The 26396-nt window shown below is 73.5% G+C and carries 22 protein-coding genes and 1 pseudogene; 10 read left to right on the top strand and 13 right to left on the bottom strand.

What is annotated here, in order from left to right; genetic code table 11:
* Nucleotides 1–1821 carry an SGNH/GDSL hydrolase family protein gene (locus O7599_RS06350; RefSeq protein ID WP_281621108.1) on the bottom strand — a complete coding sequence of 607 codons (1821 nt, stop codon included), beginning with the start codon at nt 1819–1821 and terminating at the stop codon, nt 1–3.
* Nucleotides 1822–1998: 177 nt separating this feature from the next.
* Here O7599_RS06350 and O7599_RS06345 point away from each other — a divergent pair, with 177 nt between their 5' ends.
* Nucleotides 1999–2445 (top strand): DUF6278 family protein, encoded by a 447-nt coding sequence (locus O7599_RS06345; RefSeq protein ID WP_281621107.1) that lies wholly within the window; start codon nt 1999–2001, stop codon nt 2443–2445.
* An 18-nt stretch (nt 2446–2463) separates the two neighbouring features.
* Here O7599_RS06345 and O7599_RS06340 read toward each other — a convergent pair whose 3' ends face one another.
* Together O7599_RS06340 and O7599_RS06335 are read right to left on the bottom strand one after the other, a co-directional pair.
* On the bottom strand, nt 2464–3210 hold the full coding sequence (locus O7599_RS06340; protein ID WP_281621106.1) for a GntR family transcriptional regulator: 747 nt from the start codon (nt 3208–3210) through the stop codon (nt 2464–2466).
* Between the two features lie 144 nt (nt 3211–3354).
* Nucleotides 3355–4098: a hypothetical protein gene (locus O7599_RS06335; protein WP_281621105.1), complete on the bottom strand. Its 744-nt coding sequence runs from the start codon at nt 4096–4098 to the stop codon at nt 3355–3357.
* Between the two features lie 122 nt (nt 4099–4220).
* Between O7599_RS06335 and O7599_RS06330 the strand changes: the two genes are divergently transcribed.
* The 4 genes from O7599_RS06330 to O7599_RS06315 all read left to right on the top strand — a co-directional run bounded on the left by O7599_RS06330 (nt 4221) and on the right by O7599_RS06315 (nt 8836).
* Nucleotides 4221–5732, top strand: coding sequence for a hypothetical protein (locus tag O7599_RS06330; protein ID WP_281621104.1), 1512 nt, complete (start codon nt 4221–4223; stop codon nt 5730–5732).
* 130 nt (nt 5733–5862) lie between these two features.
* On the top strand, nt 5863–6705 hold the full coding sequence (locus tag O7599_RS06325; protein ID WP_281621103.1) for a nitrilase-related carbon-nitrogen hydrolase: 843 nt from the start codon (nt 5863–5865) through the stop codon (nt 6703–6705).
* Between the two features lie 80 nt (nt 6706–6785).
* Nucleotides 6786–8015, top strand: a complete 1230-nt coding sequence (locus O7599_RS06320; protein WP_281623294.1) for an aspartate aminotransferase family protein — start codon at nt 6786–6788, stop codon at nt 8013–8015.
* Nucleotides 8016–8260: 245 nt separating this feature from the next.
* Nucleotides 8261–8836, top strand: a complete 576-nt coding sequence (locus O7599_RS06315) for a response regulator transcription factor (RefSeq protein ID WP_281621102.1) — start codon at nt 8261–8263, stop codon at nt 8834–8836.
* 82 nt (nt 8837–8918) lie between these two features.
* On the opposite strand, the gene O7599_RS06310 is transcribed toward O7599_RS06315, so the two are convergent.
* The 5 genes from O7599_RS06310 to lanKC form a co-directional block, all read right to left on the bottom strand.
* Nucleotides 8919–10919: an ABC transporter ATP-binding protein gene (locus tag O7599_RS06310; protein ID WP_281623293.1), complete on the bottom strand. Its 2001-nt coding sequence runs from the start codon at nt 10917–10919 to the stop codon at nt 8919–8921.
* A gap of 97 nt (nt 10920–11016) precedes the next feature.
* Nucleotides 11017–11184 carry a hypothetical protein gene (locus O7599_RS06305; protein ID WP_281621101.1) on the bottom strand — a complete coding sequence of 56 codons (168 nt, stop codon included), beginning with the start codon at nt 11182–11184 and terminating at the stop codon, nt 11017–11019.
* Nucleotides 11177–12895 carry an ABC transporter ATP-binding protein gene (locus O7599_RS06300; protein ID WP_281623292.1) on the bottom strand — a complete coding sequence of 573 codons (1719 nt, stop codon included), beginning with the start codon at nt 12893–12895 and terminating at the stop codon, nt 11177–11179. Before O7599_RS06300 ends, O7599_RS06305 begins: the two co-directional genes overlap by 8 nt.
* 470 nt (nt 12896–13365) lie before the next feature.
* Nucleotides 13366–13482, bottom strand: a complete 117-nt coding sequence (locus O7599_RS06295; protein ID WP_281621100.1) for a SapB/AmfS family lanthipeptide — start codon at nt 13480–13482, stop codon at nt 13366–13368.
* A 22-nt stretch (nt 13483–13504) separates the two neighbouring features.
* Nucleotides 13505–16228, bottom strand: coding sequence for a class III lanthionine synthetase LanKC (gene lanKC, locus O7599_RS06290; RefSeq protein ID WP_281621099.1), 2724 nt, complete (start codon nt 16226–16228; stop codon nt 13505–13507).
* 279 nt (nt 16229–16507) lie between these two features.
* On the opposite strand from lanKC, the gene hydA reads away from it, so the two are divergent.
* Genes hydA through O7599_RS06275 form a run of 3 tightly spaced genes read left to right on the top strand, consistent with a single transcriptional unit; the run spans nt 16508 to nt 20557 of the window.
* Nucleotides 16508–17908, top strand: coding sequence for a dihydropyrimidinase (gene hydA / locus O7599_RS06285; protein ID WP_281621098.1), 1401 nt, complete (start codon nt 16508–16510; stop codon nt 17906–17908).
* Between the two features lie 50 nt (nt 17909–17958).
* On the top strand, nt 17959–18978 hold the full coding sequence (locus O7599_RS06280; RefSeq protein ID WP_281621097.1) for a TIGR03842 family LLM class F420-dependent oxidoreductase: 1020 nt from the start codon (nt 17959–17961) through the stop codon (nt 18976–18978).
* Between the two features lie 10 nt (nt 18979–18988).
* On the top strand, nt 18989–20557 hold the full coding sequence (locus O7599_RS06275; RefSeq protein ID WP_281621096.1) for an NCS1 family nucleobase:cation symporter-1: 1569 nt from the start codon (nt 18989–18991) through the stop codon (nt 20555–20557).
* On the opposite strand, the gene O7599_RS06270 is transcribed toward O7599_RS06275, so the two are convergent.
* Nucleotides 20511–21233: a Sir2 family NAD-dependent protein deacetylase gene (locus O7599_RS06270; protein ID WP_281621095.1), complete on the bottom strand. Its 723-nt coding sequence runs from the start codon at nt 21231–21233 to the stop codon at nt 20511–20513. The genes O7599_RS06275 and O7599_RS06270 overlap by 47 nt on opposite strands.
* A 565-nt stretch (nt 21234–21798) precedes the next feature.
* Between O7599_RS06270 and O7599_RS06265 the strand changes: the two genes are divergently transcribed.
* Together O7599_RS06265 and O7599_RS06260 are read left to right on the top strand one after the other, a co-directional pair.
* Nucleotides 21799–22470, top strand: a complete 672-nt coding sequence (locus tag O7599_RS06265) for a hypothetical protein (RefSeq protein WP_281621094.1) — start codon at nt 21799–21801, stop codon at nt 22468–22470.
* A 275-nt stretch (nt 22471–22745) separates the two neighbouring features.
* Entirely contained in the window at nt 22746–23468 is a 723-nt protein-coding gene (locus O7599_RS06260) for a methyltransferase (RefSeq protein ID WP_281621093.1), read from the top strand.
* Here the strand turns inward: O7599_RS06260 and O7599_RS06255 are convergent.
* The 4 genes and pseudogenes from O7599_RS06255 to O7599_RS06240 form a co-directional block, all read right to left on the bottom strand.
* A pseudogene (locus O7599_RS06255) lies at nt 23449–24287 on the bottom strand (IS5 family transposase). The gene O7599_RS06260 and the pseudogene O7599_RS06255 overlap by 20 nt on opposite strands.
* A 73-nt stretch (nt 24288–24360) precedes the next feature.
* Nucleotides 24361–25119 (bottom strand): Sir2 family NAD-dependent protein deacetylase, encoded by a 759-nt coding sequence (locus O7599_RS06250; protein WP_281621092.1) that lies wholly within the window; start codon nt 25117–25119, stop codon nt 24361–24363.
* Between the two features lie 158 nt (nt 25120–25277).
* Nucleotides 25278–25502 (bottom strand): DUF397 domain-containing protein, encoded by a 225-nt coding sequence (locus tag O7599_RS06245; RefSeq protein WP_281621091.1) that lies wholly within the window; start codon nt 25500–25502, stop codon nt 25278–25280.
* The gene (locus tag O7599_RS06240; RefSeq protein ID WP_281621090.1) at nt 25486–26334 is read right to left on the bottom strand and encodes a helix-turn-helix transcriptional regulator; all 849 of its coding nucleotides are present in this window, start codon (nt 26332–26334) and stop codon (nt 25486–25488) included. The genes O7599_RS06245 and O7599_RS06240 overlap by 17 nt, the downstream gene beginning before the upstream one ends.
* Nucleotides 26335–26396: the final 62 nt, after the last annotated feature.

Here is a 26396-nt window from a genome sequence, read left to right as displayed (position 1 = left end):
CTAGCCGCGGGGCACCAGCAGCCCCAGGTCGATCGAGTCGGCCGCCGCCTTCAGGCCCGCGGGCCCGGGGTGGAGGTGGTCGCCGCTGTCGTACGCCGGCAGCAGCCGCTGGGGGCGCTGCGGGTCGCGCAGGACGGCGTCGAAGTCGAGCATCGCGTCGAACGCGGCGTCGGCCCCGCCCGCCTCGGCCCGGATGAAGTCGTTGACCGCGGTGCGTCGCGCGTCGACGGCCGGGGTGCAGTCGCCGAAGCCCTCGCACGGCGCGATGGTGGCGGCCACCACCCGCAGCCCCCGCTCCCGCGCCCGGTCGGAGATGGCGCGCAGCCCGGCGATCACCTCCTCCGCGCCGGTGCCCGCCCGCACGTCGTTGACGCCCTCGAAGACCACGACGGTACGGGCCGAGGTCTGCGCCAGCACGTCGCGCTCCAGCCGGTGCTGGGCGCTGACGCCGCCGACGTCGGTGCTCACGCCGTCGCCCTTGTACCGGTCGGTGACGATGCGGTTCGCGGAGATGCCCTGGTTGAGTACGCCGTAGCGGGGCACGTCGTCCTGCGCGCGCAGCCGGGCGGAGAGCACGTCGGGCCAGCGCTGGTTCGTCCCGGTGCCGGAGCTGTGCCCGTCGGTGATGGAGTCGCCGAGCGTGACGACGGAGCCGGGGCCGCCGCGCACGTCGATGCCGGTGAGGAACGGCCAGGTGCCGAGGGTGCCGGTGAAGGCGCCGGCGCCCACGTCGCCGGCGCGGTTGCCGCTGCCTTCGGCACTGATGTACGAGGTCTGCATGGCCAGGGCGTGCACCGGGGCGGCGCTGACCGTCTCCGGCAGATGGATGCTGACCAGCAGGTTCGACCCGGGCGGCACGGTGAAGCGGGCCGGGTCGCTGACCGCCTCGGCACCGGCGGCCACCGCGGTGCCGGTCCGGCCGCCGAACGTCAGCGGCACCGGCCGGCCGGCGGTGGCGGCGCCCTCGCCCTGCACGGCGACGGTCACGTGCCCGATCCGCACCGGTGCCGCGGCGAAGGTGTTGGCCAGCCGCACGCGGGTGAGGTCGCCGCCCGCGCCGGCGTGCACCACGAGCCGCAGGGTCCGGTCGGTCCACGGCCCCACGGCGGTGTAGCCGGAGGTGCTCGCCGCCCAGCTCCCGGTCCAGCCGGTGGCCTCGGGGCGTACGGAGACGGCGAAGACGTGCAGATCGGCCGCGGGGCCCGGGTCGTCGGGCAGGGTGAGCGAGGCGATCCGCTTGCCGCGGGTGACCGGCACGGACACGGCGTACAGCCGGGTGGGCTCGGCCAGCGGCCCCTCGGGAGTGCCCCGTCGCGGCAGGGCCAGCGCCTTGGTGGTGAGCGGCCCGGAGCGCCAGTCCGGCGCGGTCAGGCGGTACGGACTGGAGCTGCCGTCCGCGTACCGGACGGAGCCGGTGCCGGAGACGCCGGCGCCCGGAGCGCCGGGGGAGGAGCCGGCGACGAGCAGGGACACCGACGCCGCCGGGCCGCCCTTGCCGCGCAGCGCGACGGACTGGCCGTCGGCGACGACGTTGTCGGGCGCGCCGCCGCCGTAGCGCGGCAGCCGCAGCCCGGCGGCGTCGATGTCCAGGGTGCGCCCGGGCGTCCAGCCGGCGGCGGCCAGGTCCCGGGCGGAGAAGGAGCTGCCGGCGCCGTCGAAGTCCGCGGCGCCGGGGTCGGCGTCGTCGCTGACGGCGGTGTTGTCGAACAGTTCGGCCAACGGCCGAGGCCCGCCGGGCCGTTCGGCGGTCTGGGCGGCCACCGGCACGGCGGTGGCGGCGAGTGCGAGCAGGGTGGCGGTGGTGACGAGGCGAATCCGCAAGGCGGCCCTCCGGGTCCCGGTTCGGCGTCTCGACATGACCAGTTATCTCAGGGGGGCGCAATGAAGCTAGAGAGGCGCGGGTGAACGGTCAAGACGGCCTTCCGGAAAACACCTGGTGAGCGAATCGGATCCGCGCGCCTGTGGTGCTGCCGCCTGCCCGGATGCGAGGGTGGGGGCATGAACATCTCCTTCCTCGACAACTGGCGCAGGCGGCACGGCTCCGGGCGTGAGCAGCGGACGTCGCACGTGGACACGCCGGTCGACCAGGAGGGCGTCACCGAACTGCTCAGCGAGTGCGAACTGCTGCGGGTCCAGGCGGAGTCGGCGGGCGTCGAGCTGGACGACACCCCGCGGTCGCTGGAGGAGCTGGACCAACTGCTGCCGGGCTGGCGCGACGACCCGGAGGTCACGCCCTGGCTGGGCAGCGACGCGGGACTGTACCTGGGCACGGTGATCGTGCGGACGGTCCCGGGCGCCCAGTGGGCGCTCGACCCGGAGGACGGCGCGCCGGTGGTGCGGCTGTCTTCGGGGCGGGAGATGGACGTGCTGGAGATCGGTGCGGAGTGGGCGGCGAACGGGGCGCCGGAGCTGTCCCAGATGTACGGCGAGGTCGCGGAGGGCTGACGGCCGCCGCGGCGGACGTCAGCCCGTGAAGGCGATGTCGTACTCCAGCCGCCAGCGGTCGGCCCGTACCACCGCCTCGGAGGTCTCCACCGCCCGGCCGTGCTCGTCGTAGTGCGTGCGCTCGACCGTCGTCACGCACTGCCCGGGCGCGCAGCCCAGCGCCTCGGCCTCCGCCGTCGTCGCCGACCGCGAGCCGACCAGCTCCGCGGCCCGTACCACCCGGATCCCGATCGCCGCGAACCGGCCGCGCACGCCGCGCCGGGCGTAGGGGCCGCGCTCGGGAAAGACGACGTCCGTGCCGTCGGTGAGCGCCAGCGGCTCCCAGCTCACGGCCAACTGCACCGGTTTGCGGTCGGCCAGATACTCGTACTGCGTGCACATCACCCGGTCGCCCGCCGGGATCCCGAGCCGCCCCGCCACCTCCCGCGGCGCGGGCACGGGCGCGGAGACCGCCTCCCACGCCAGCGCCACGCCGTCGGGCACCAGCCGGGCGGCGAAGGGGGAGTCGACCGCGCCGGTGCTGCGCAGCAGGCTGCCCACGGGGGTGCGGTCGGCGACGAACACGCCGCGGCCGAACTGCCCCTGGGCGTAGCCCGCGGCCTTCAGCACCCGCACGGCACGGTCCACGGTCTGGTCGCTCGCCGCGTACGCGCGCTTGAGCTGGGAGCGCGACGGGATCTGCGCCCCCACAGACAGCTCGCCGCCGTCGATCCGCTCGCGCAGATCGTCGGCGATGCGCTGGTACACCGGCCTGGCGTCGCCCATACCGGAGGCTCCTCTCCCACAACTCGCCCGACAGGCTAGGTACTCAGGGAGCGAATGCGTACCTAGGTCGGCACCGCCGTCACGGTGCCCTCCGGGGGTGCGTCCGGGCCGCGCCGGGTGGGCGCGATGGCCATGCGGGCGCGGTCACGACTTGCCGTGCTTCCCCGCCGGCGGGGCGAGTGTCGTCTGCGCCTGCTTGGTCACGTCCCCGACGAGTTCCACCACATCGGGTCCGTACGACTGCGAGTTGACGACCTTGAGCAGCAGGACGAAGGAACTGCTGCCGTACTTCCGGTTCAGCCTGCTCTCGTTCTTCACCAGGTAGCGCATCGCCGCCTGGTTGGTGATCGAGCGCTGGCCGCAGGAGAGGAACACCGGCCGGGCCTCCTGCCCGGCGACCAGCCGGGCGAGGAGTACGTGCTCGCTGACCCCGTTCTCCAGCCGGTAGCGCTCGGTGCCCACGGCGAACGCGCCGCGGTCGGGGCCCGGCTCGGGGTCGGTGTTGATCCGTACGCCCGGCAGCAGCGACTGCATGTGCGCGGCCATCCGGCGGTTGGATATCGGGGTGCCCACGCAGAACTCGGTGCGGTCGCCGAACGCCTGCTGCGCGGTGTCCTGGGCGACGACCTGCGCGTGCGCCCCGCAGGACTTGATCACCGCGGACAGCTCCAGCAGGGCGAGCGCGTCGTGCTTGGCCACGCTCCAGTCCCCGCCGCCGGCGTCCCGGTTCACCACCACGAGGGCCTCCGAGTTGCGCGGCAGCCCGAAGAAGCGCTCCCGGCGCCGGTGGCGGCGCCCGCCGAGGGCGCCGCGCGCGTACCACCCGAGTGCGGCGCCGACCACGAGGCCGGCGGCGGCCGAGACGAGGACGAGGATGGGTTCGCTCATGACGGGGCATGCTAGCGGTCGTCCGTATCGTTGTTCGAGGCCGCCGTCCCTCGCGTTCCGGTTACCGCGACCGCAAAGTCCCCGTAGCGCGGACGAAACAAGCCGGGTGTCGAATGCCCGCCGTGGCGGAACAAGCACTGCCGCCGGAAATGGCGGAACTGGCACGATTCTTACGGCAGATCACGGGATGGCTGGACGAAGAGACCGGCTGGTACGGAGTCTTTCGCCGCGGCGATCCGGACGGGCTGCGCGCCTGTCTGGACGGCTCCGTGCTGCCCCCGTGGGACGTCGTCGGATCACTGCTGCACGACCTGGCCGAGCACGGCGACCGGCGGGCGGCGGGCGCGGCGCTGCCGCGCGCCCGCGACCTGCACCGCGCGGCCGTCGCCGCCTACGACGCCCGCCGCCCCGACCGCGCCGCCCTGACCGCGGTGCTCCGCGCCCGGCTCACGGAGCACCGCGCGGCGGAGGACGGCGCCGAGCGGCTGCGCGCCCGCCTGGCGGTGGAGCCGGACCCCTGGACGGCGCAGCAACTGGAGGACGAACTCGCCTGGGTGCGCGACGACGCCACCCGCGCGTCCGCCCGCTGCGCGGAGCTGCGCGGCCGGATCGAGGCGCTGGACCGGCAGGCGGCGGGACGGGAGCCCGCAGCACCGCCCCCGGCGGCACTCCGGGGCGCCCGGTTCGCGGGAGCCGCGCCGGCGCCGCCGCCGGTGCTGCCCGCAGTGGGCGGTGCGTACGAGGGCGTGCCGCCGGGCGCCGCCGGGAGCGGTGCGGAGCGTGCCGCGGGTGCGGCCGGTGCCGGTCCTGCGCCGGGCTCCGGCGGCGCCGGGCGGTCCGGGGCCGAAGCCGGCGAGGCGGTGCCGCCCCCGCCCCGCGGCGCCCGCTTCCCGGGCTCCGATGCCGCGGGGGCGGGTGCCCCGCCCGCGGCCGGTATCCCCGAGTCCGCCGGCGGTGCCACCCCCGTGCCTTCCGTACCGCCGCCCCGTGGCGCCCGGTTCGCCGGGGCCGGGGCCGGGGGCGGGCGCGGGGGCGGCGGGCGGCGGCGAAAGGACGCGGCGGAAGCCGACCGTGCGGCCGCCCGGCGAGCCGCCGGGCGACGGCTCGCCGGCGAGACCGCCGCCACCGTGGCCGCCCTGCGTGACGCGGGCCGTACCGGTGAGGCGTACGCCCGGCTGAGCACCGCCGCGGCGGGCCCGCCCGAGGCGCTGCCCGACCTCGTCGCCGAACTGGAGCGCACCGTCGGAACCGCCGAGGTGGCGACCCTCCTGTGGGAGGCCGCCGCGCTGCCCCCCGAGCGGCTGACCGGAGCCGCGGACGCGTTCGCCGCCGCCGGCCGTACGCGCGAGGCGCTCCAGCTCGTCCGGCACGCCGCCGCCCGGCCCGTACCCGAACTCGCCGCGATCCTCTCCGCCCTCCACCGCGCCGGCCGCGACCGGGAGTCGGAGGAACTGCTCGACGCCTTCGCCGCCACCCGCGGCAGCGACGAGGCCGTCGAACTGGCCGGCGCCGACCCCGGCCGGCTCGTGCCGCAGTTGCTGCGCGCCGCCCGCCGCGGGCCCGCCCAGCGGCACCGCCGGCTCGCCCACGCGCTGCGCTCCGCCGGCCTGCCCGGCGCGCCCGACTCCGCCTGACCCCCGCCGTCCCGGCCCGCCGCCGTTCGGTGCGCCGCTCTTGCCAGCGCTCCCGCGGCGACTTACGTTCAGAGATCCGCCCCGGCTTCTACGTGCGTAGAGCCTCCGGCGTCCCGTCCGAGGAGCAGCCATGGCCAACGTTGTACGCGCCGCACTCGTCCAGGCGACGTGGACCGGCGACACCGAGTCGATGATCGCGAAGCACGAGGAGCACGCGAGAGCCGCCGCCGCCCAGGGCGCGGCGATCATCGGCTTCCAGGAGGTCTTCAACGCCCCCTACTTCTGCCAGGTGCAGGAGCCCGAGCACTACCGCTGGGCCGAGCCCGTGCCGGACGGGCCCACCGTCGTGCGGATGCAGGCCCTCGCCCGCGAGACCGGGATGGTCGTCGTCGTCCCCGTCTTCGAGGTCGAGCAGTCGGGCTTCTACTACAACACCGCGGTCGTCATCGACCCGGACGGGACGGTGCTCGGCAAGTACCGCAAGCACCACATCCCGCAGGTCAAGGGCTTCTGGGAGAAGTACTACTTCAAGCCGGGCAACCTCGGCTGGCCGGTCTTCGACACCGCCGTCGGCAGGGTCGGCGTCTACATCTGCTACGACCGGCACTTCCCCGAGGGCTGGCGCGCCCTCGGCCTCGGCGGCGCGCAGCTCGTCTACAACCCGTCGGCCACCTCTCGCGGCCTGTCGGCGTACCTGTGGCAACTGGAGCAGCCCGCCGCGGCCGTCGCCAACGAGTACTTCATCGCCGCCATCAACCGCGTCGGCGTCGAGGAGTACGGCGACAACGACTTCTACGGCACGAGCTACTTCGTCGACCCGCGCGGCCAGTTCGTCGGCGACGTCGCGAGCGACAAGGAGGAGGAACTGGTGGTGCGCGACCTCGACTTCGGCATGATCGAGGAGGTCCGGCAGCAGTGGGCGTTCTACCGGGACCGCCGCCCGGACGCGTACGAGGACCTGGTGAAGCCGTGAGCGCCGGGAGCAACGCGGGCGGGGGCGGCGGCGTCCACCGCGGCCTGCTCGCCCGGCACCGGGCCGTCCTGCCCGACTGGATGGCGCTCTACTACGCCGAGCCCATCGAGATCACCCACGGCGAGGGCCGGCACGTCTGGGACGCCGAGGGCAACCGCTACCTCGACTTCTTCGGCGGCATCCTCACCACCATGACCGCCCACGCCCTCCCGGAGGTCACCAAGGCGGTCGCCGAGCAGGCCGGCCGCATCCTGCACACCTCCACCCTCTACCTCAACCGCCCCATGGTGGAGCTGGCCGAGCGCATCGCGCAGGTGTCCGGCATCCCCGACGCGCGGGTGTTCTTCACCTCCTCCGGCACCGAGGCCAACGACACCGCGCTGCTGCTGGCGAGCACGTACCGCGGCTCGAACCAGGTGCTGGCCATGCGCAACAGCTACCACGGCCGCTCCTTCACCGCGGTCGGCATCACCGGCAACCGCGCCTGGTCGCCCACCAGCCTCTCCCCGCTGCAGACCCTCTACGTCCACGGCGGCATCCGCGGCAGCGGCCCCTTCGCGCACCTCGACGACGCCGCGTTCATCGACGCCTGCGTCGCCGACCTGCGCGACATGCTGTCCCAGACCCGCGGCGTCGCCGCCCTCATCGCCGAGCCCGTCCAGGGCGTCGGCGGCTTCACGTCCCCGCCAGACGGCCTGTACGCCGCCTTCCGCGAGGTGCTCGCCGAGGAGGGCATCCTGTGGATCACCGACGAGGTGCAGTCCGGCTGGGGCCGTACCGGCGACCACTTCTGGGGCTGGCAGGCGCACGCGGGCAACGGCCCGCCGGACATGCTCACCTTCGCCAAGGGAATCGGCAACGGCGCCTCCATCGGCGGCGTCGTAGCCCGCGCCGAGATCATGAACTGCCTGGACGCCAACTCCCTGTCCACGTTCGGCGGCAGCCCGGTCACCATGGCCGCGGGCCTGGCCAACCTCGGCTACGTCCTGGAGCACGACCTCCAGGGCAACGCCCGCCGCGTCGGCGGGCTGCTCATCGAGCGGCTGCGGGCCGCCACGGCGGGCCTTGCCTCGGTCCGCGAGGTACGCGGCCGGGGCCTGATGATCGGCATCGAGCTGGCGACCCCGGGGCACGCCGCGGCGGTGCTGGAGCACGCCCGCGCCGGCGGACTGCTCGTCGGCCGCGGCAAGTTCGGCGAGACGCTGCGCATCGCGCCGCCCCTGTCCCTGACCGTCGCGGAAGCGGAGGAGGGGGCGGCGGTCCTCGAACGGGCCCTGCACGCCGCCGACGCCGGAACGGACGGCGGCTGACGGGAGCACCGACCACGCAGGGGCCGGCCGCGCACCGCGCGGCCGGCCCTTTGTCGCTCACGGGGCCGACGAGGTGTCAAGGGACCAGAGGGGGGCGCGCGGTCGGCTCTTCCGCCGGGTTGTGCGCCCTGCTCGCACCACGATGTCCGGAACTACGCGCGCAAACCGGCGGTGTCTCCGTGTATTCATAAGCGGACCGACCGTGACCCCGTCGGCCTCGTTTCCGGGTGACGTGGGGGGGCTCCGTGATCCGCGTGCTTCTGATACACGACACGATGCTCATCAGATCCGCGCTGGCCGCACTGCTGGGAGGAGAACAGGATCTCGACGTACTCACGACGGCGTGGCACCACTCGCGCGGACCGGCGGCCGACTGGCAGGCGCAGGTGTGCGTGGTGGACGGCGACGGCGAGTGGTCCGGGCTTCCGGGCACCGCCGCGGAAAGGATGGTGATCCTCACCGAGGCGGGGCGGCCGGGGCTGCTGCGGCGTGCCTCGCAGGCGGACGTGCGGGGCCTCGTCAGCAAGGACTCGGCCCCGGAGAGGCTGATCGCCGCCATCCGGCGGGTCGCGACGGGCGACCGGTACATCGACGAAGCGCTGGCCTGCGACTTCCTGCGGGCCGCGGACATGCCGCTGACCAGCAGGGAGCTGGCCGTGCTGGCCGCCGCGGCGGAGGGGGCTCCGGTCGCCGAGATCGCGGCCGCCCTGCATCTGGCCGGCGGCACGGTGCGCAACTACCTCGCCGCGGTGATCCGCAAGACGGGCGCGCGCAACCGGGTCGACGCGATCCGCATCGCCGACAGCGCGGGCTGGCTCTGACGGGCCCCCGTCCGCCCGGGCCGGGCGGACGGGGACCGGGGACCCGGGTCTCGGGCCCGTGGGGCCGTGGGGCGCGGCCGGGTCAGGTCCCGGGGTGCGCCGGGACGGGCGGGTGGCCGGCGGTCGCGCCGCCGGTGCCGGTGCTCGCGCCCGTACCCGCGCCCGCACCGGTCAGCTCACGGTAGAACGGCGAGCGCGCCAGCAGTTCGCGGTGCGTGCCCGCCAGCGCGGACCGGCCGTCCAGCACCAGCACCCGGTCCGCCCGCGCGGCCGACGCGACGCGGTGCGCGACGACCACCAGCGTGCTGGCGGGCCGCCGCGCGAACGCCCGCTCCGCCCGGGCCTCCGCGGCCGGGTCGAGGTGGCACGTCGCCTCGTCGAGCAGCGCGAGCCGGGGCGGCGCGACGTGCGCGCGGGCGAGCGCGAGGAGCTGCCGCTCGCCGGCCGACAGCTCCGCGGGCCGCAGCCGCGCGTCCAGCCCGCCGAGCCGCGCCACGAGCGGCTCCGCGCCGACCGCGTGCGCGGAGCGGTGGAGTTCCGCGTCGCCGACGGGGGAGGGGCACAGATAGGCGAGGTTGTCGCGGAGGGTGCCGCCGAACACGTACGCCTCCTGCGGCAGCAGCAGGGGCCGCCCGGCCCGGCGCACCTCGCCCGTCCCGGGCGCCACGAGCCCGGCGGCCAGGCTCGCCAGCGTCGACTTCCCGATGCCGCTGGGCCCGACGACGGCCAGATGCTCCCCGTCCCGTACGACGAGATCGAGCCCGCGGATGACGGCGTCGGAGCGGGGCCCGTAGCGGAACGACACCCGCCGCAGTTCGAGCACGACACCGGGACCGGGAGCCGGAGGGCCGCCCGCGGCGGGGCCGGCGAGGGCCGGGGCGGCGGGCGGGCCGGGGAGCGAGGCGCCGGGGGCCGGGGCGCGGTCCGCCCGCGCCACCGCGGCGCCCCGGGACCGCGGGCTCCCGGCCGCGCCGTCGGCCGCGGGCTGCTCGGCGTCGCCGCGGTGCGCGCCGGTCTCGGCCGCGCCGTGCGGAGGGCCCGCGCGGTACTGCTTGCCCGTCGCCAGCGGGCTCCCGGCCGCGCCGTCTGTCGGCGGGTGCGCAGCCTCGCCGCCGGCCGCAGCGGCTCCGGTCGTCCCGCCCGGAGGGCCTGCGGCGTACAGCCTGCCCGCCACCACCGTCAGCCGGGCGCCCGTGCCGCCGAGGCCGAAGACCAGCGACTGCAGCGCCGGGAGCAGCGCCTGCGTCAGATACGCCAGCGCACCCACCAGCGCGCCCGCGGTCACCCCCCGCGAGAGCAGCCACGGCGCGGCCAGCAGCAGCGCGACCACCGGCAGCCGGCCGCCGACGCCCACGGCGACATCCCGCGCCGTGCCCCACCGCGCGAGCGCCGTCGAGGCGCGCAACTCGGCGTCGACCCTGGCCCGTACGGCGGCGCCCGCACGCCGCTCGCCGCCGCAGGCGACGACGTCGCGCAGCCCGTCCACCACCGCGCCCAGCTCGGCGGCCAGCGCCTCGTCGGCGGCGAGGAAGTCCCGCTGGCAGCGCGAGAGCGGCCGCAGCGAGAAGCCGAAGACCGCCAGCCCCGCCGCCAGCGGCGGCAGCACCACGAGCAGCAGCGGCGGCGCCAGGGTCAGCAGCCCCAGCAGCGCGGCGGCGGCCGTGACGACGAAGGACCGGGTCACCATCACCAGACCCGCGAAGCCGTCGCGGGCGATCTCCACCTGGTGTGTCAGCCGCGACACCGCCGCCGGCCCCTCGGCCCGCCCCCGGGCCGCCGCGCGCTCCAGCGACCCCGTGACGACCCGCCTGACGAGGGTGTCCCGCAGGTCCTCGGTGAGCCGGGCCACCGCCCCGTACACCCGGAGCGTCCCGAAGGCGCCGACCGCGACGCCCACCGCAGCGACGGCGAGCCAGCCGAGGCCCACCCCGGGGCGGTCGGCCAGGAACCCCCGGTCGACGGCCCGCGCGAGGGCGTGCCCGAGCAGAAAGGTCTGCAGCGCCTCGACGGCGGACCATCCGGCCACCGCCGCGACGGCCCGCCGCCGCCGGCGCAGGAACCGCAGCCCGGCGGGCACGAGCACCCGCAGCCCGGGCGCGGGGTCCGCACCGGCGGGTGCGGCGGCGGCGGCCGGGGCGGCGCCGGGGGCCGGGGCGGTGGCAGGGCGGTCGGTGGTGCGCTTACGCATCGGTGGGCTCCTCGTGCTGCCGGGCGCGGTACGCATGGCTACGGGCACCCGCGACGCGGGGTGCGGGCGCCGGGCCGGGGGCGCCGGTGGCCGCGCCCGGGAAGGTGGCCGGAGCCGGGCCCGGCCCGGCGGGGCGGCGCTCGGCGTCGCGCTCACGCACCGGGCGGCTCCTCGTCCCACAGGGCGCGGTACGCGGGGTCGGCGCACAGCTCCGTGTGTGGACGCAGAGCGCGGACCCGGCCGCCGTCCAGCCACGCAACGAGGTCGGCGCGCGCCGCCGTGGCCGCCCGGTGCGCCACGACCAGCCGGCTCCCGCGCGCAGCGCGGACGCGGGTACGGAGAGCGGCGTCACCCCCCTCGGCACCACTGTCCGTACCGCCACCGCCGCCACCTCCACCGCCGAAGCGCGGGCGGCCGTCCGCACCGCTCCCGGACCCCGGCGCGCCGCCGGGCGCCAGCAGCGCCCGCTCGATGCGGAGTTCGGTGGCGGTGTCGAGGCCGGAGAGCGCGTCATCCATGATCAGCAGCCGCGCGTCGCGGGCGAAGGCGCGGGCCAGGCCCAGGCGTTGCAGCTCGCCCCCGGACAGCGGCACGTCCGCGGCGGGGGTGGCGTAGCCGGCGGGCAGGGCGCGTACGAACGCGTCCGCGTCGGCGGCCCGCGCCGCCGCGACCGCGCGGTCGGCCGCGATCGGGGTGCGGGCGTCGGCGTACGCGAGGGCCTCGGCGACCGTGCCGCCGAGCAGCGCCGGGCGCGCGAACGCGTACGCCACCGCCGCCCGCAGCTCCGTGCGCGCCAGGCCGGCCAGCGGCACGCCGTCGAGGCGGACGTCGCCCCCGTCCGGGTCGGTGAGCCGCCCCGCCACCGCGGCGAGCAGCGACTTGCCGGCACCCGAGCGCCCCACCACCGCGACCGTCGCGCCCGCGGGCACCGTCAGGTCCAGCCCGCGCAGCACGGTCCGCCCGCCGCGCCGCACCGTGACCCCGCGCAGCTCCAGCCGGCCGCCGGCGGCCGGCGCCGGGGCGGTGTCCGGCCCGTACGGGATCGGGGGCAGCCGCAGCACCGGGGTCAGCCGGCGCGCCGCCGCCCGGCTGCGTACGAGGGTGTTGACGTGGCCCACGAGGACGCCGATGCCGCCGGCGAGCATCGCGTACCGGCCCGCCGCCAGCAACTCGCCCACGCTCAGCCGGCCCGCCCCCAGCCGCAGCCCGGCCACGGCGACGACGGCGAGTTGCAGCAGCGGCACGACGACGGCCGCCTGCGCGGTGGCGCGGCCCTGCACGTGCCACATCCGGTGGCCGTGCCGGCTCAGCTCCGGCAACGGGCCCAGCGCGCGGCTCCGCTCGCGGCCGACGGTGCCCGCGGCGGCGATCGTCCGCGCGCCGGCCAGCGCCTCGGCCAGCCGTGCGGCGATGGCGGCCTGCGCCTCCTGGTAGCGGGTCACGCAGTCGCCCGCGCTGCGGACGAACGCGCGCAGCAGGAGCACGAGTACGGGCGTGCCGACGCCGAGGACGACGGCGAGCCAGGGATCGATGACGGCCAGCGCGACGAGCGCGCCGACCGGGGTGAGGAGCGCGCCGAGCGCGGAGGCGGCGGCGGTGGGGGCGGCGCCGGCGTGGGCGGCGTTCCCGGTGGCGCGGGTGACGAGGTCGCCGGTGTCCAGCCCGGCGGCGTGCCGCGGCTCGGTGGCGAGTGCGGCGCCCAGCAGACGGCGGCGCAGCCAGGCGGTGGTGCGGGCGGTGGTGACGCCGTTGAGCACGGTCTCGGCGGCGTCCAGCAGGATGACCGCCGCGGTCAGTGCGGCGCACAGGGCGAGTGCGCGGGGGGCGTCGGGCGAGTCGGTGAGCACCCGGTCCAGGGCGACGCCGAGCATCGCGGGCAGGGCCAGCGCCGCGCCCGCGGCGGCGGTGGTGACCAGGCAGAGTGCGGCGGCGTACGCGCCGCTGTGCCGCCCGGCCCGTACGAACAGCCGCCGCGTCCCGCCCGCGGAACCCTCCGGTTCGCCGTCCACGCGCTTCGCCTCCTCCCCGCCGTCACCGGCCACCCGGCCGCCGTCCGCCGTGTGCGGGGTCCCGGTCCCGGGTCTGCCGCCCCGTGTCGCGTACGTGCCGGCCCGCGTTCGGCTGCCGCCGTCCGCCCGGGCTCGGCGCGAAGTCCCGTCGTCCGTACGACCGCCCCGCGCCCCGCCCCTCCCACCGCCTCCGTCCGACTGGCCTCCCCGCGCAGTGCCGTGCCGTCGCCCGTCCGTCCCTTACGCCCCGGTGCCGGCCGTCGCCACCCGGCGAGGGGACCGCGGCCCCGGGCGCCGTCGTGTGCGCCCGGGGCCTCTTCGGTGCGGGAGGGTCAGAGGCAGAGCAGCACGCTGTGGGAGCTGTGCTTGCCGCACAGCAGGCTCAGGCTGCTGTCGCCGCCGCCGGTCTGCTCGGCTGCCTCGAGGGCCTGCAGGTCGAGAAGCGCCATGATGTCTCCTTGGTTGGCTCGGTTACTGCTGGGACTTGCCGGATGGTGCACATGCTCCGGCCCCGTCACGGGGCCGGTCCGCCTGGCGTCCGCGCCGGTGCGCGGGCGACAGGAAGGGCAGGCCGGCGCCGCTCCCGGGCTGCGCCGCGGCGAGCGCGAGCAGGCAGCCGGCGGTTCCGGTGGCCAGGTCCATGGACAGCCGCATCATCTGGTCGCCGGGGAAGGCGAGCCCGTTGCCGTACGGCAGGGCGTACCAGGAGAGCGCGGCGGCCTGGGCGGCGAGATCCCCGGGGCGTACGCCGGGGGTCGCGGTGCGGGCGAGGTGCAGCAGCATCCCGGCCCGCCCCTGGAACAGGCCGGGTTGGGCGTAGTAGCGCATGCGGACGGCGGGCAGCACCGCGGTGCGCGCCTCGGCGAGGTCCGGGTCGTCGCGGTGCGCGAGGTAGTCGTCGAGCACGGTCGCGATGCCCGCGCTGCCGTCGCCGAGGTACGGCATGGTGCGGTGGCCCTCGTCGACGACGAGGCCGCCGGTGCGGTCGACCCGGCAGCGGTCGAGGTCGCGGCGGAGCGCGCGGGCGGCGGCGTCCAGCAGGGCGGGGTCGCCGGTGCGCTCATGGAGCCGGAGGAAGAACAGCGCCGGGCCGGTCCAGCCGTGCAGCAGACCGGCGCGCTCGCCGCCCCGGCCCGGCTGCGGACCGGCCGAGCCCTCGGACGGCCGGGCGTCCGCCGCGGCGAGCCGCTCGGTCAGCAGCGTCGCGGCGCGCAGGGCGTGGTCGTGCAGGGACGGCTCGCCGCAGGCGGTCGCGAGGTGGTCGAGCACCAGCCCGGCGCCGGCGAGCCCGCCGTGCAGGTGCGAGGCAAGGCTGTGCCAGTTCTCGGCGAGCACCTGCGCGGTGAGGTCGAGGGCCCGCTTGCCGTGCCCGAGCCGCTCCAGGACGTACGCCACGCCGAGCAGCCCGTCGTACAGCCCGAACGGCGTGCCGCGCGGCGGTGCCGCGGTCTGCTTCAGCAGCCACTCCTCCCCGGCCTGGCTGCGTGGCGCGCCGGCCTCGGCCAGTGCGTACAGCACGCCCGCGGCGCCGAAGGACAGCCCGAGGCCGCCGCCGTCGTTGAACTGGGCGACGTCGCCGGGGAAGACGCGGTCGTCGCGCCCGGGGGTCGCGGAGGTGGCCAGCGCCCGGGCCATGGCCGCGCGGCTGCGCGGCCAGTCGTGGGGCTCGGCCGGCAACAGCGGCTCGGCGGCCCTCGCGCCGGATCTCGCCGCCGTCGTGGCGGCCCGGGACGCCCCGGCGGCGGCTGTGACCGCGGCCGGTCCGCCGGCGATCTCCTCGACCGCCTCCCGCAGGAACTCCTCCGGCAGCTCCGGGAACTGCTCCGCCGCGATCCCGGCCAGGTGCGCCGCCTTGCGCCGGTCGACGGCCAGCAGCGTCGTCATCGGCAGGAACAGCGCGATCCGCAGGCAGGCCAGCGCGTAGCGGTCGATCGCGAAGCCCTCGCGGTCGGCCGGCGCGACGTACCCGGGATGCGCCACGATCTGCCGCGGCCCGGCCGCCACCGGCGCCGCCGCCTCGAAGTCGACCAGCGCCACCGAGGGGTCGTCCTCGTCGGGCGCGACCATGATGTTGAACATGTGCAGGTCGTTGAAGACCAGCCCCCGCCCGTGCACCGCGGCGACGGCCCGCTCCACCGCCCCGTGCACCCGCACCGCCCAGCGGGTGTACGACGCCACCTCGGCCGGGTCCGGCCGGGCGGCCAGCAGCGGGTGCCGCTCGGCGAAGAAGGAGTTGAGGGTCCGCCCGGGCAGGAAGTCCATGACCAGGAAGCGGTGCCCGCCCAGCTCGAACCAGTCGCGGACGCCCGGCGCGACGCCCAGCCCGGTCAGCCGCTCCAGCGCGGACTTCTCCCGCTCCAGCCGGGCCACCGCGTCGGCGCCGTCGGCGGCGAGCCCGGCGTGCGGCCGGGCCTCCTTGAGCACGACCTGCGCGCCGTCGCGCAGGTCGGTGCCCGCGTAGACGCCGCCGCCGTTGGAGAAGTGCAGGGCACGCTCGATGCGGTACGGCAGGCCGGTGGTCGTCGTGGCGTTGCGCGCGGCCAGTTCCGGCGCGAGGAATCCGGGCAGCTCCACCCAGTCGGGCACGCTGAACGCCGGGTCCTTGCGGTCGGGGATCAGCGTGCCGTCCGGTCCCTCGACGGCCGGCACCAGCGCCCCGTCGGCGCCGACGCAGTAGCGCGGCGCGAAGCCGCCGTAGCGCACGTGCAGCGGCCCGTTCCGCCAGCGCAGATCGGTGAGGATGTACGGGCCCTCCTCATCGGCGAGTTGCCCGCCGAGTTCCCGCAACACGGCGTGCAGCATGTCGTCGTCGCCGGGGTAGATCGTGGCGAACTTTCCGCTGATCGTGCGGCTGGCGTATTTCGAGTTGCGGAGATAGAGGAGTTGTTTTCCCGGTACGAACTTGAAGGGAATGCCGCGCGGCACGCAGTAATCCCAGATATGCGTGCCGACCCGGTCGGCGTTGTCGAGGCGGGCCGAGACGTGGATCTTCCAGCCCTGCTCCGGCCAGTCACGATCCTCCAGCGGCTGCAACTGGCGCCAGTCGCCGGACCACGCGTCGATCCACCCCTCGGGGGTCTCGCGGCGGGCGACGGGAAAGTGCCCGGCCGCCGCGTCGGCGGCGTCTGTCAGTCGGTCCGGAGTTTCGTAGAAATACTCGTCGGCCAGGCAGAACGCCTCGTATCGCTTGTCCATTTCCCCCCAAGGCCGTCACTTTGACTGCGCTCAGGAAGGATGGCAGCCGGACGGGCGCCGGCAGTAGTCACCGCTGTCATGAACAGGGTGTGCAGTACGCACGGGTACGGCGTGCGGCGCGCACGATCGGCGCGTACGGCCCCCCGCCACGCTGCCCCGAAGGGTGGCTGCCGCGGTATTGCCGAGCGCGGTGCCATGCTTCTACGGTCTTCGCACGCAGCTCGACTCTACGGGTGTAGACCCCTGGTGACGTCGCGTCACCGGAAGGGAGCAGAGGCCGTGAGCCGTACAGTCATCACCGGCGGGCTGGTCATCACCGCCGCCGACGAGATCCACGCCGACGTGCTCGTCGAGCACGGCCGCGTCACCGCCCTGGCAGCGCACGGCAGCGACGCCGCCGCCGGCTGGCGCGCCGGGGCCGCCACGCTCGACGCCACCGGCAAGTACGTCATCCCGGGCGGGGTCGACGCGCACACCCACATGGAGCTGCCCTTCGGCGGTACGTTCGCCTCCGACACGTTCGAGACGGGCACCCGCGCCGCCGCCTGGGGCGGCACGACGACCATCGTCGACTTCGCCGTCCAGAAGCAGGGCAGCGCGCTGCGCGAGGGCCTGGACGCCTGGCACGCCAAGGCCGACGCCCAGTGCAGCATCGACTACGCCTTCCACATGATCCTCTCCGACGTCAACGAGCACACGCTCAAGGAGATGGACGGGCTGGTCGAGGAGGGCGTGACCTCCTTCAAGCTGTTCATGGCCTACCCCGGCGTCTTCTACAGCGACGACGGCCAGATCCTCCGCGCCATGCAGCGCGCCGCCGGCAACGGCGGGCTGATCATGATGCACGCGGAGAACGGCATCGCCATCGACGTCCTCGTCGAACAGGCCCTCAAGGCGGGCAGGACCGACCCGCGCCACCACGGCGAGGTGCGCAGGGTCCTGCTGGAGGCCGAGGCCACGCACCGCGCCATCCAGCTCGCCCGGGTCGCCGGCAGCCCGCTGTACGTCGTGCACGTCTCCGCCGAGGAGGCCGTCGCCGAGCTGGCGCAGGCCCGCGACGCCGGCCTGCCCGTCTTCGGCGAGACCTGCCCGCAGTACCTGTTCCTGTCCACCGACAACCTCGCGGAACCGGACTTCGAGGGCGCCAAGTACGTCTGCTCCACCCCGCTGCGCCCCCGCGAGCACCAGGCCGCCCTCTGGCGCGGGCTGCGCACCGACGACCTCCAGGTCGTCTCCACCGACCACTGCCCGTTCTGCTTCACGGACCAGAAGGAGCTGGGCCGCGGCGACTTCTCCAAGATCCCCAACGGGCTGCCGGGCGTGGAGAACCGCATGGACCTCCTCCACCAGGCCGTGCTCGACGGGCACCTGACCCGCCGCCGCTGGATCGACATCGCCTGCGCCGCCCCCGCGCGGATGTTCGGCCTCTACCCCCGCAAGGGCACCATCGCCCCCGGCTCCGACGCCGACATCGTCATCTACGACCCCGGGGCCCGCCAGACGCTCTCCGCCGCCACGCACCACATGAACGTCGACTACTCGGCGTACGAGGGCAAGGAGATCACCGGCCGCGTCGAGACCGTGCTCTCCCGCGGCGAGACCGTCCTCGACGGGCGCGAGTTCACCGGCCACGCGGGACACGGCCAGTACATCCCGCGCGGCACCTGCCAGTTCCTCTAGAACCAGCCACCAGACCCACACCTCCGGCATCGTTCCCAAAGGGGGCCGAAGTGGATTTCGGACTCGTGCTGCAGACCGACCCGCCCGCATCCGCCGTCGTGGGCCTGATGCGCCGCGCCGAGCGCAACGGCTTCCGCTACGGCTGGACGTTCGACTCCACCGTTCTGTGGCAGGAGCCGTACGTCATCTACAGCCGCATCCTGGAGCACACCGAGCGGCTCACCGTCGGCCCCATGGTCACCAACCCCGGCACCCGCGCCTGGGAGGTCACCGCCTCCGCCTTCGCCACCCTCAACGAGATGTACGGCAACCGCACCGTCTGCGGCATCGGCCGCGGCGACTCCGCCATGCGCGTCGCGGGCCGCCCGCCGAACACCCTGGCCCGCCTCGGCGACGCCATCCGCGTCATCCGCGACCTCGCCGAGGGCCGCGAGGCCGTCGTCGACCGCGACTCCGGCACGACGCTGACGCTGCCGTGGGTCGAGAACGGCCGGCTGCCGGTGTGGATGGCCGCGTACGGGCCGAAGGCGCTGGCGCTCGCCGGGCAGGCCGCGGACGGCTTCATCCTGCAACTGTCCGACGTGTACCTCACGGAGTTCATGGTCAAGGCGGTACGCACCGCCGCCGCCCAGGCCGGCCGCGACCCGGACGACCTGACGATCTGCGTCGCCGCCCCCGCGTACGTCACGGACGGCACCCCCGAGGCGCTGACGCACGCGCGCGAGCAGTGCCGCTGGTTCGGCGGCATGGTCGGCAACCACGTCGCCGACCTCGTCGCCCGCTACGGCGAGCACTCCGACGTCGTCCCCGAGGCGCTGACCGCCTACGTCAAGCAGCGCCAGGGCTACGACTACTCCCACCACGGCCGCGCCGGGAACCCGTCCACGGACTTCGTACCGGACGACATCGTGGACCGCTTCTGCATCCTGGGCCCGGTCGAGGCGCACCTGGAGAAGCTCGGCCGGCTGCGGGAGCTGGGCGTGCACCAGTTCGCGATCTACGCGATGCACGACGCGAAGGAGTCCACCATCGACGCGTACGGCACGCACGTCATCCCGGCGCTGGCCTGAGGGAGGGCCCATGACCGCCGACGCCGCGACACCGTTCCCGCCCTCGTCCGCCGACGGCCGGGTGGAACTCGCCCCCGGCGACGACCTCGCCGGCAGCCCTTACGCCAATGGCGACCTCATGCCCGTCCCGGCCGCGAAGCGCACCTGGACCACGTACAACTTCGCCGCGCTGTGGATCGGCATGGCGGTCAACGTGCCGACCTGGACGCTGGCCGCCGGCCTCATCGCGCTGGGCATGGACTGGAAGCAGGCCGTCCTCACCATCACCCTGGCCAACCTCATCGTGCTCGCGCCTATGCTGCTGACCGGCCACGCGGGCCCGAAGTACGGGATCCCCTTCCCCGTCCTGGCCCGCTCGTCGTTCGGCGTGGTGGGCGCGAACCTGCCGGCGCTGCTGCGCGGCGTCGTCGCCTGCGCCTGGTTCGGCATCCAGACGTGGATCGGCGGCCAGGCGATCTACTTCCTGGCCGGGAAGATCATCGGCGCCGACTGGTGGACCGGGGCCGGGAGCTGGGGCGGCTATCCGTGGCCGCAGTGGCTGTGCTTCGTCCTCTTCTGGCTGATCGAGGTCGGCATCATCCTCTTCGGCATGGAGGGGGTGAAGAAGCTGGAGAACTGGGCCGCGCCGCTGATGCTCGCGGGCGCGGTCGCACTGCTGATATGGATCGCCGACCAGGCCGGCGGCTTCGGCCCGCTGCTGGACGAGCCGTCCGAGCTGGGCTGGGGCACCGAGTTCTGGAAGGTGTTCTTCCCCGCCCTCATGGGCATGATCGGCTTCTGGTCGACCCTGTCGCTGAACATCCCGGACTTCACCCGCTTCGGGGCCGGGCAGCGCGCGCAGATCTGGGGCCAGTCGCTCGGCCTGCCCACCACGATGGCCGCGTTCGCGCTGCTGTCCGTCCTGGTCACGTCGGGTTCGCAGGCGGTCTACGGCAAGCCGGTCTGGGAACCGGCCGAGCTGGCCGCACGCATGGACACCAAACTGGGCATCGCCTTCGCCCTGTTCGTCATCCTGCTCGCCACCCTGACCACGAACGTCGCGGCGAACCTGGTCAGTCCCGCGTACGACCTGTCCAACCTGGCGCCGAGGGCCATCAGCTTCCGTACCGGATCGCTGATCGCCTGCGCCGCGGGCATGCTGATGTTCCCCTGGGAACTGATCGCCAACCCGGACATCTACATCTTCGTCTGGCTCGGCACCTACGGCGGCCTGCTGGGCGCGGTCGCCGGCGTCCTGATCGCCGACTACTGGCTCGTCCGCCGCACGGTGCTCGACCTCCCCGGCCTCTACCGCCGGGACGGCGCCTACTGGTACGCGGGCGGCTGGAACTGGCGCGGCGTCCTGGCCTTCGCGGTGGGCGCGGTGCTGGCGGTCGGCGGTTCGCACACGGACGCGGGCGCGTCGGGCCCGTACCCCGAGGACGGCCTCATCCCGCTGCTGAAGCCGCTGGCGGACTACGGCTGGGCGGTGGGCCTGGGTGCGTCCCTGCTGCTCTACACCCTGCTGATGGCGGGCGCGCGGGAGAAGGCGGTCACGGCCGGGCCAGCCGGGCCAGCAAAGGCGGCAGCGCCTCGCTGATCGGCTCGCGGACCACCTCGGCCGCGAGGTGGTCGTACGGCGTGGGCTCGGCGTTGACGACGATCAGCCGGGCCCCCGCCGCCGCGGCCCGGCCCGCGAGGGACGCGGCCGGCTGCACCTGCAGACTGCTGCCGACCGCCAGGAAGACCTCCGCGGCCTCCGCCACCGCCACCGCGGTGGCCAGCACCTCCGGGTCGAGCGGCTGCCCGAACATCACCGTCGCCGACTTCAGGATCCCGCCGCACTCCCGGCACGGCGGATCCGGCTCTCCGTCCGCCACCCGGGCCAGCGTCTGGGCCATCGGCCCGCGCCAGGGGCAGGCGGTGCACACCGCCGTACGGGACGAGCCGTGCAGCTCCAGCACCTTGCGGTCGGGCAGCCCCGCGCGCTGGTGCAGCCCGTCGACGTTCTGCGTGACCACCCGCACCGGGGTGCCGGAGCGGGCGAGTTCGGCGACGGCCCGGTGCGCGGCGTTGGGCCGGGCCATGAGCGTGCGATTCTTACCCCGCATCTGCCACGAGCGCCGCTGGATTTCCGGATCACCCATGTAGTACTCGTACGTCACAAGCTTCTCGGCTTCGGGGTCCCGCCGCCACAGCCCGTTCCGACCGCGATAACCAGGGATCCCGGAATTGCAAGCGATTGGCAGATGTAACACATCGACCATCCTGCACATGAGCACTCTGTTCGCTGCGGACTTCCGTCGGCCACCACAGATCCTGATCGACGGTCCGGTGCTGGACCGCGCACGTCCAATCACGCACGAACGTCACTTGGTGGAGGGGTGCTGGGCGATCAGGGCTTGAGCAAGATAGCCCGCGACCTCGTCAGCCCCGGTTCCCAGGACGGCTAGGGTGACGGACTCGTCCGGTTGGGTCCGCAGGATAAGATTTGGTTGGGCGTAGCCAGCCATCTGGGCACTCTGCCGCGACTGCTGTGGGTGGAAAGTGTCGACGCTGGTCATTGCGGGGTCTGACACGCCAGCGGCCACAACAACGCTGTCGTGTTGGACGATTCTCAGAGCACCCACGAATCTGAGTAGGTCGGAGATCTGCTGGGGTAGGACGTTGGGGTCGAGGATGGAGCCTAGACCGTCCCGAGGGAGCGTGGCACGGAGAGAAACCTGGCCTGTTTTGTAAAGGCGGACTTCCACCAGTTCGCCCGGCTGAAGTGTGTTCCATGAGTAGCATACCATGTCGTGTCTGCATGGGTATCCCCCGATAGCTTGTGACGACCGGTAGGTGATTGATGTGATGGCCCGTCAATACGTGTCTCAGGTGCGTCATTGGCGGGCCACCCATCCAGTTGGGCGAGTGCTAGTTGTGGCGCTGTCCGCTGTGGTGATCTTTTCTGCGGCTGCCGACGCTAAGCGGTACCCTTCCGGGACCGGCATCCTCAGTGCCCAGACTGGTGGCGGCCTCATCACCATAGCGGAACCGAAGCAATCTCCTTGGGTGGGCTCATTCGGCTCCTACTTCCTGTGTACGACCTCTGGGCGCGAAGTAGCTGTCCAACGAATTCGCTACGAAACGCCGGTGCGTCCGCTCGATGTCAACCTCAAGCTGCGGGAGGTGAACGAAAACACGAGCGGCATAATTTCCTCACAAGGTTCGCCACCGAAATTTATCGATCCGGACAATGGTTCCAGCCTCCGCATGGAAGGCTCGTATAAAAGCTTCCAGCCGGGTCTGCGCATCACGCGCCCTTGCAGTGAATCGGGGAAGGGCGATCACGGCTTTACCGAGCTACTATTCGTCGTCAAGGTGGACCACCGCGGCGGTGTGATAAATCGGGCATGGATCGATTACACGGTCGAGGGAAATCCGAAACATCGATACTCACTTGCCCTAAAGTGGGTGATGGTCCTGTGTGGGGACAGAGTTAGGGGGTATACGATAGGAACTCCTGCGTAAGTTCCGCGGCCACCCCTTGACATGGGAGGCGCTGACCACGCAGCGTGATCAAGGGATTTTCGTCACCTGCTAACAGGTGCTAACACAATGAGATGTGCAGGTCCGCTCAGCCCTGCGTGTCTGAGGCAGCGCACGGCCAGCACCGGGGGCGTATCTGAGGGCGGGTGTCCTGGAGCGGGTCGGCGCGCTGGCAGCTGCGCCGCCTTCCGTGCGCGGCGGCAGGGAAGCAGAACAATTCACTGTTCTCTCGTTGGGCAGGCGAATAGGGTCCCGTCATGGCTCAGGTCAACAGCAGTCCCAGCACGCCTGGCGACTACACTCCCACAATCACCGCGGAGCACGCAGATCACATCCGTCAGTGGCATGAGAACGCCTACGCGGCAGCGAAGACCGAGGCGATTTCCGGCAGGAGGTTCGAATATCTCGGCAAGATCTTGGTGGTGCCACCCGAGGTGCAGCCGATCACCGGCATGTCCCATCTCCTGGGCGAGGCCGTCACGGCCGAGGTCCGTAAAGCAGACCGGGTGCTCGACATGGGGACAGGAAGTGGTGTCAACGCGATCCTGGCCGCGGCGACAGCCAGAGACGTCGTCGCGGTCGACATCAACCCCATCGCCGTCGAGGCAGCAAGGCAAAACGCCGAGCGCAACGGCGTGTCAGACCGCATTGAAGTACGACAAAGCGATGTATTCAGTCATGTCTACGGCAAATTCGACCTCATTGTCTTCGACCCGCCGTTCCGCTGGTTCGCTCCGCGAGACCTGCTTGAGGCCGCCATCACGGACGAGAACTACCGCGCGATGACCACGTTCTTCCGTAACGCCAGACAGCACCTCACCAACACAGGCCGGATGTTGATCTTCTTTGGAAGCTCCGGAGACCTGGGCTACTTGAAGCGGCTAATTGCCGAAGAGGAATTCAAGGCGGATATCGTCGCCCGACAGGAATTGACGAAGGACGGCTGGCAGGTCGACTACTTCACCTTCCGCCTGACCTGAAACGGCTGGCACCCAACGAGCCGAGCTGACGATGGGCGATGAGGCAGCAGGCGAGCTTGAGGAACGCCTCGTGGATGTCGGCCCTTCGTTCCCAGCGGATACGCAGGCGGCGGAAGCCGTGTAGCCAGGCGAATGTCCGCTCGACCACCCAGCGGTAGGTGCCCAGTCCTGTGCCGTGCCGGGTGCCGCGGCGCGCGATGGCCGGCACGACGCCGCGGGCACCGCCCTGGTCGCGGTAGACGTCGTGGTCGTAGCCGCGGTCGGCGAACAGCGAGTCGGGCTTGCGCCGGGGACGACCGACCCGGCCGCGGACCGGCGGGATCGTATCGAGTAGCGGCAGCAGTTGGGTGACGTCGTTGCGGTTGCCGCCGGTGAGAATGACTGCGAGCGGCGTGCCGTGCCCGTCGGTGATCAGGTGGTTCTTGGAGCCAGCCCGGCCCCGGTCGACCGGGGAGGGGCTCGTATGGCTCCCCCTTTTAACGCCCTGACGTGCGAAGAGTCGACCACGCAGCGAAACCATTCCAGCCGCTAGGCCGCGTTCAGCTCGGCCAGCAGCACTTCGTGTAGCCGTTGCCACACGCCCGCCTCGTTCCAGTCCCGCAGTCGGCGCCAGCAGGTCATACCCGAGCCGAAGCCCAACTCCTTCGGCAGGTACTCCCACTGGATCCCGGTGTGCAGCACGTACAGGATCCCGCACAGCACCTCCCGGTCCGGCAACGGCCTGCGACCCGGGTACCGTAAGCGCCGTGCCCGCTGCGGCAGCAACGGCTCAACACGACCCCACAGCTCATCCGACACGATCCACGGCGATGTCCCCACACCGCACCGAACGCTCAACTCCCGCCCTGGACACGGCCACCAGACCCAATCCACCTCATTGTGTTAGCCGCTGTTATGCGCTTGGATTGGCGAAGCTGGCCAACAGCTTGGGGAGCGCGGTGCCGATAGGCTCACGTACGACCTCGGCCGCGAGGTGGTCGTACGGCGTGGGCTCGGCGTTGACCATGATGAGTCGAGCGCCGTGGTCGGCGGCGACTCCCGCGAGGCCGGCGGCCGGCTGGACCTGAAGACTGGTACCGACGGCGAGGAACACCTGCGATGCCTTGGCGATGGCGAGGGCCTCTCCGAGAACCGCGGGGTCGAGCGACTCACCGAACATCACGGTGGCGGACTTGAGGACACCGCCGCACTCCAGGCACGCCGGATCTTCCTCGCCGGCCTCGACGCGGGCAAGGGCGTCCGCCATGGGGCCGCGGGCACGGCAGTTCGTGCACTCGACGCTGCGGGCGGAGCCGTGCAGCTCCAGCACTTTGCGCTCCGGCACCCCGGCGAGCTGGTGCAGTCCGTCCACGTTCTGCGTGATGACACGCACGGGGGTGCCGGCGCGCTCCAGGTCGGCGATGGCCAGGTGCGCGGCGTTCGGCCGGGCCATGAGCGTGCGATTCTTACGCCGCATCTGCCATGAGCGCCGCCGGATTTCCGGATCACCCATGTAGTACTCGTACGTCACGAGCTTCTCGGCGTCGGGGTCCCGCCTCCACAGCCCGTTCGGACCGCGGTAGTCGGGGATCCCGGAATCGGTGGAGATCCCGGCCCCGCTGAGGATCGCCACCAGCGGACGCCGCCCGTCACCCTCCGCTGCCGTGGCCATGGGGCACAGGGTAGCCGGTGACCCGGTCCGGGCCGGCGAGTTCTCCCCGGTGCCGCCCGCAGCCGGTGCGTGCGCGGGTCCCGGACGCGGCGACGGCGCCTCCCGCGGCGGAGACGACGCCACCGCGCTGGGTGTCGCCCCTCGTCAGGCGGGTCCCGTCAGGCGGGCCGGAGTTCGCCGGACCTGACCGCGTTCACGAACGAAGTCCAGGCGTCCGCCGGGAAGACGAGCGCGGGCCCCTGCGGGTCCTTGCTGTCGCGGACGGGGACGGCGCCGGTGGCGGCCGCGGTGGCCGGTGCCCACTCGACGCAGTCGCCCCCGGCACCGTTGCTGTAGCTGGACTTGACCCACTCCGCGTGGGAGAGGTCAGGAGTGGTGGTCATTCGGCAGTTCCTCCATCGCCGATCGCATGAACGCCGCTGTCTGACTGGGAGACAGCGCGTAAGATCTCACCAGATCGTATGCCCGCTGGCGGGCGGTGACGCCCGCCGGGCCTTCGAACAGTGTCCCGATTTCGATGCCTTCCTCGTACGCGACCAGAAGGCCGGTGTCGAGGGTCAGCAGCGTGAGCCCGCCGCCCATCAGGGCGTGCTCCCCGTGTGCGCCCGGGAGCAGTTGGACCGTGGTCGACGGAGTGTCCACGGCGTCCGCGAGACGGGCCAGTTGCTCGCGCATCACGGCGGGTCCACCGACCGGGCGCACCAGCACCGCCTCGTCGATGACGCACGCGTAGTCGGGCGGGGTATCGGCGTGCAGCAGCGCCTGGCGGCTCAGCCGCGCCGCCACCTTGTCCTCGATCTCCTCCGGCGCGGCGTCCGGGCTGTAGGCGCGGAAGATCGCCCGGGCGTAGGCGGCGGTCTGCAGCAGGCCAGGCACGATCATCCCCGCGTACTGCCGGATGAGGCGCGCCCTGCGCTCCAGCTCCATCCGCCGCCGGAACTGTGCGGGGTGGATCTCCAGCGACTGGCGCACCAGTTCGTCCAGCCGGGCGAAGTGGCCCCCGGTGTCGAAGAACTGGTCCAGCGACGCCGAGAGTCCGGGCGGCGGCAGCACCTGGGCGGTCTCGACCCGGGAGAGGTGGGCGCGGCTGGCCGGAACCTGCCCGGACAGCTCTTCGAGGGATAAGCGGGTCTCGGTACGGAGGCGTCGCAGCTCGGCTCCGTAGAAGTCCCTGTTCGAGCGAAACGGCGTCAGTTCGCGTGGCGGTTGCGGCACGGTGCTACCCCCTGGGTCCCTTGGTGCGGACGTGCCGAGACTATCCGATGTAAACACGTCAT

The sequence above is a fragment of the Streptomyces sp. WMMC500 genome (assembly GCF_027497195.1).
Taxonomy (GTDB): Bacteria; Actinomycetota; Actinomycetes; order Streptomycetales; family Streptomycetaceae; genus Streptomyces.
Note: the sequence above shows the minus strand (reverse complement) of the source record. Positions and strands in the feature narration are given on the sequence as shown.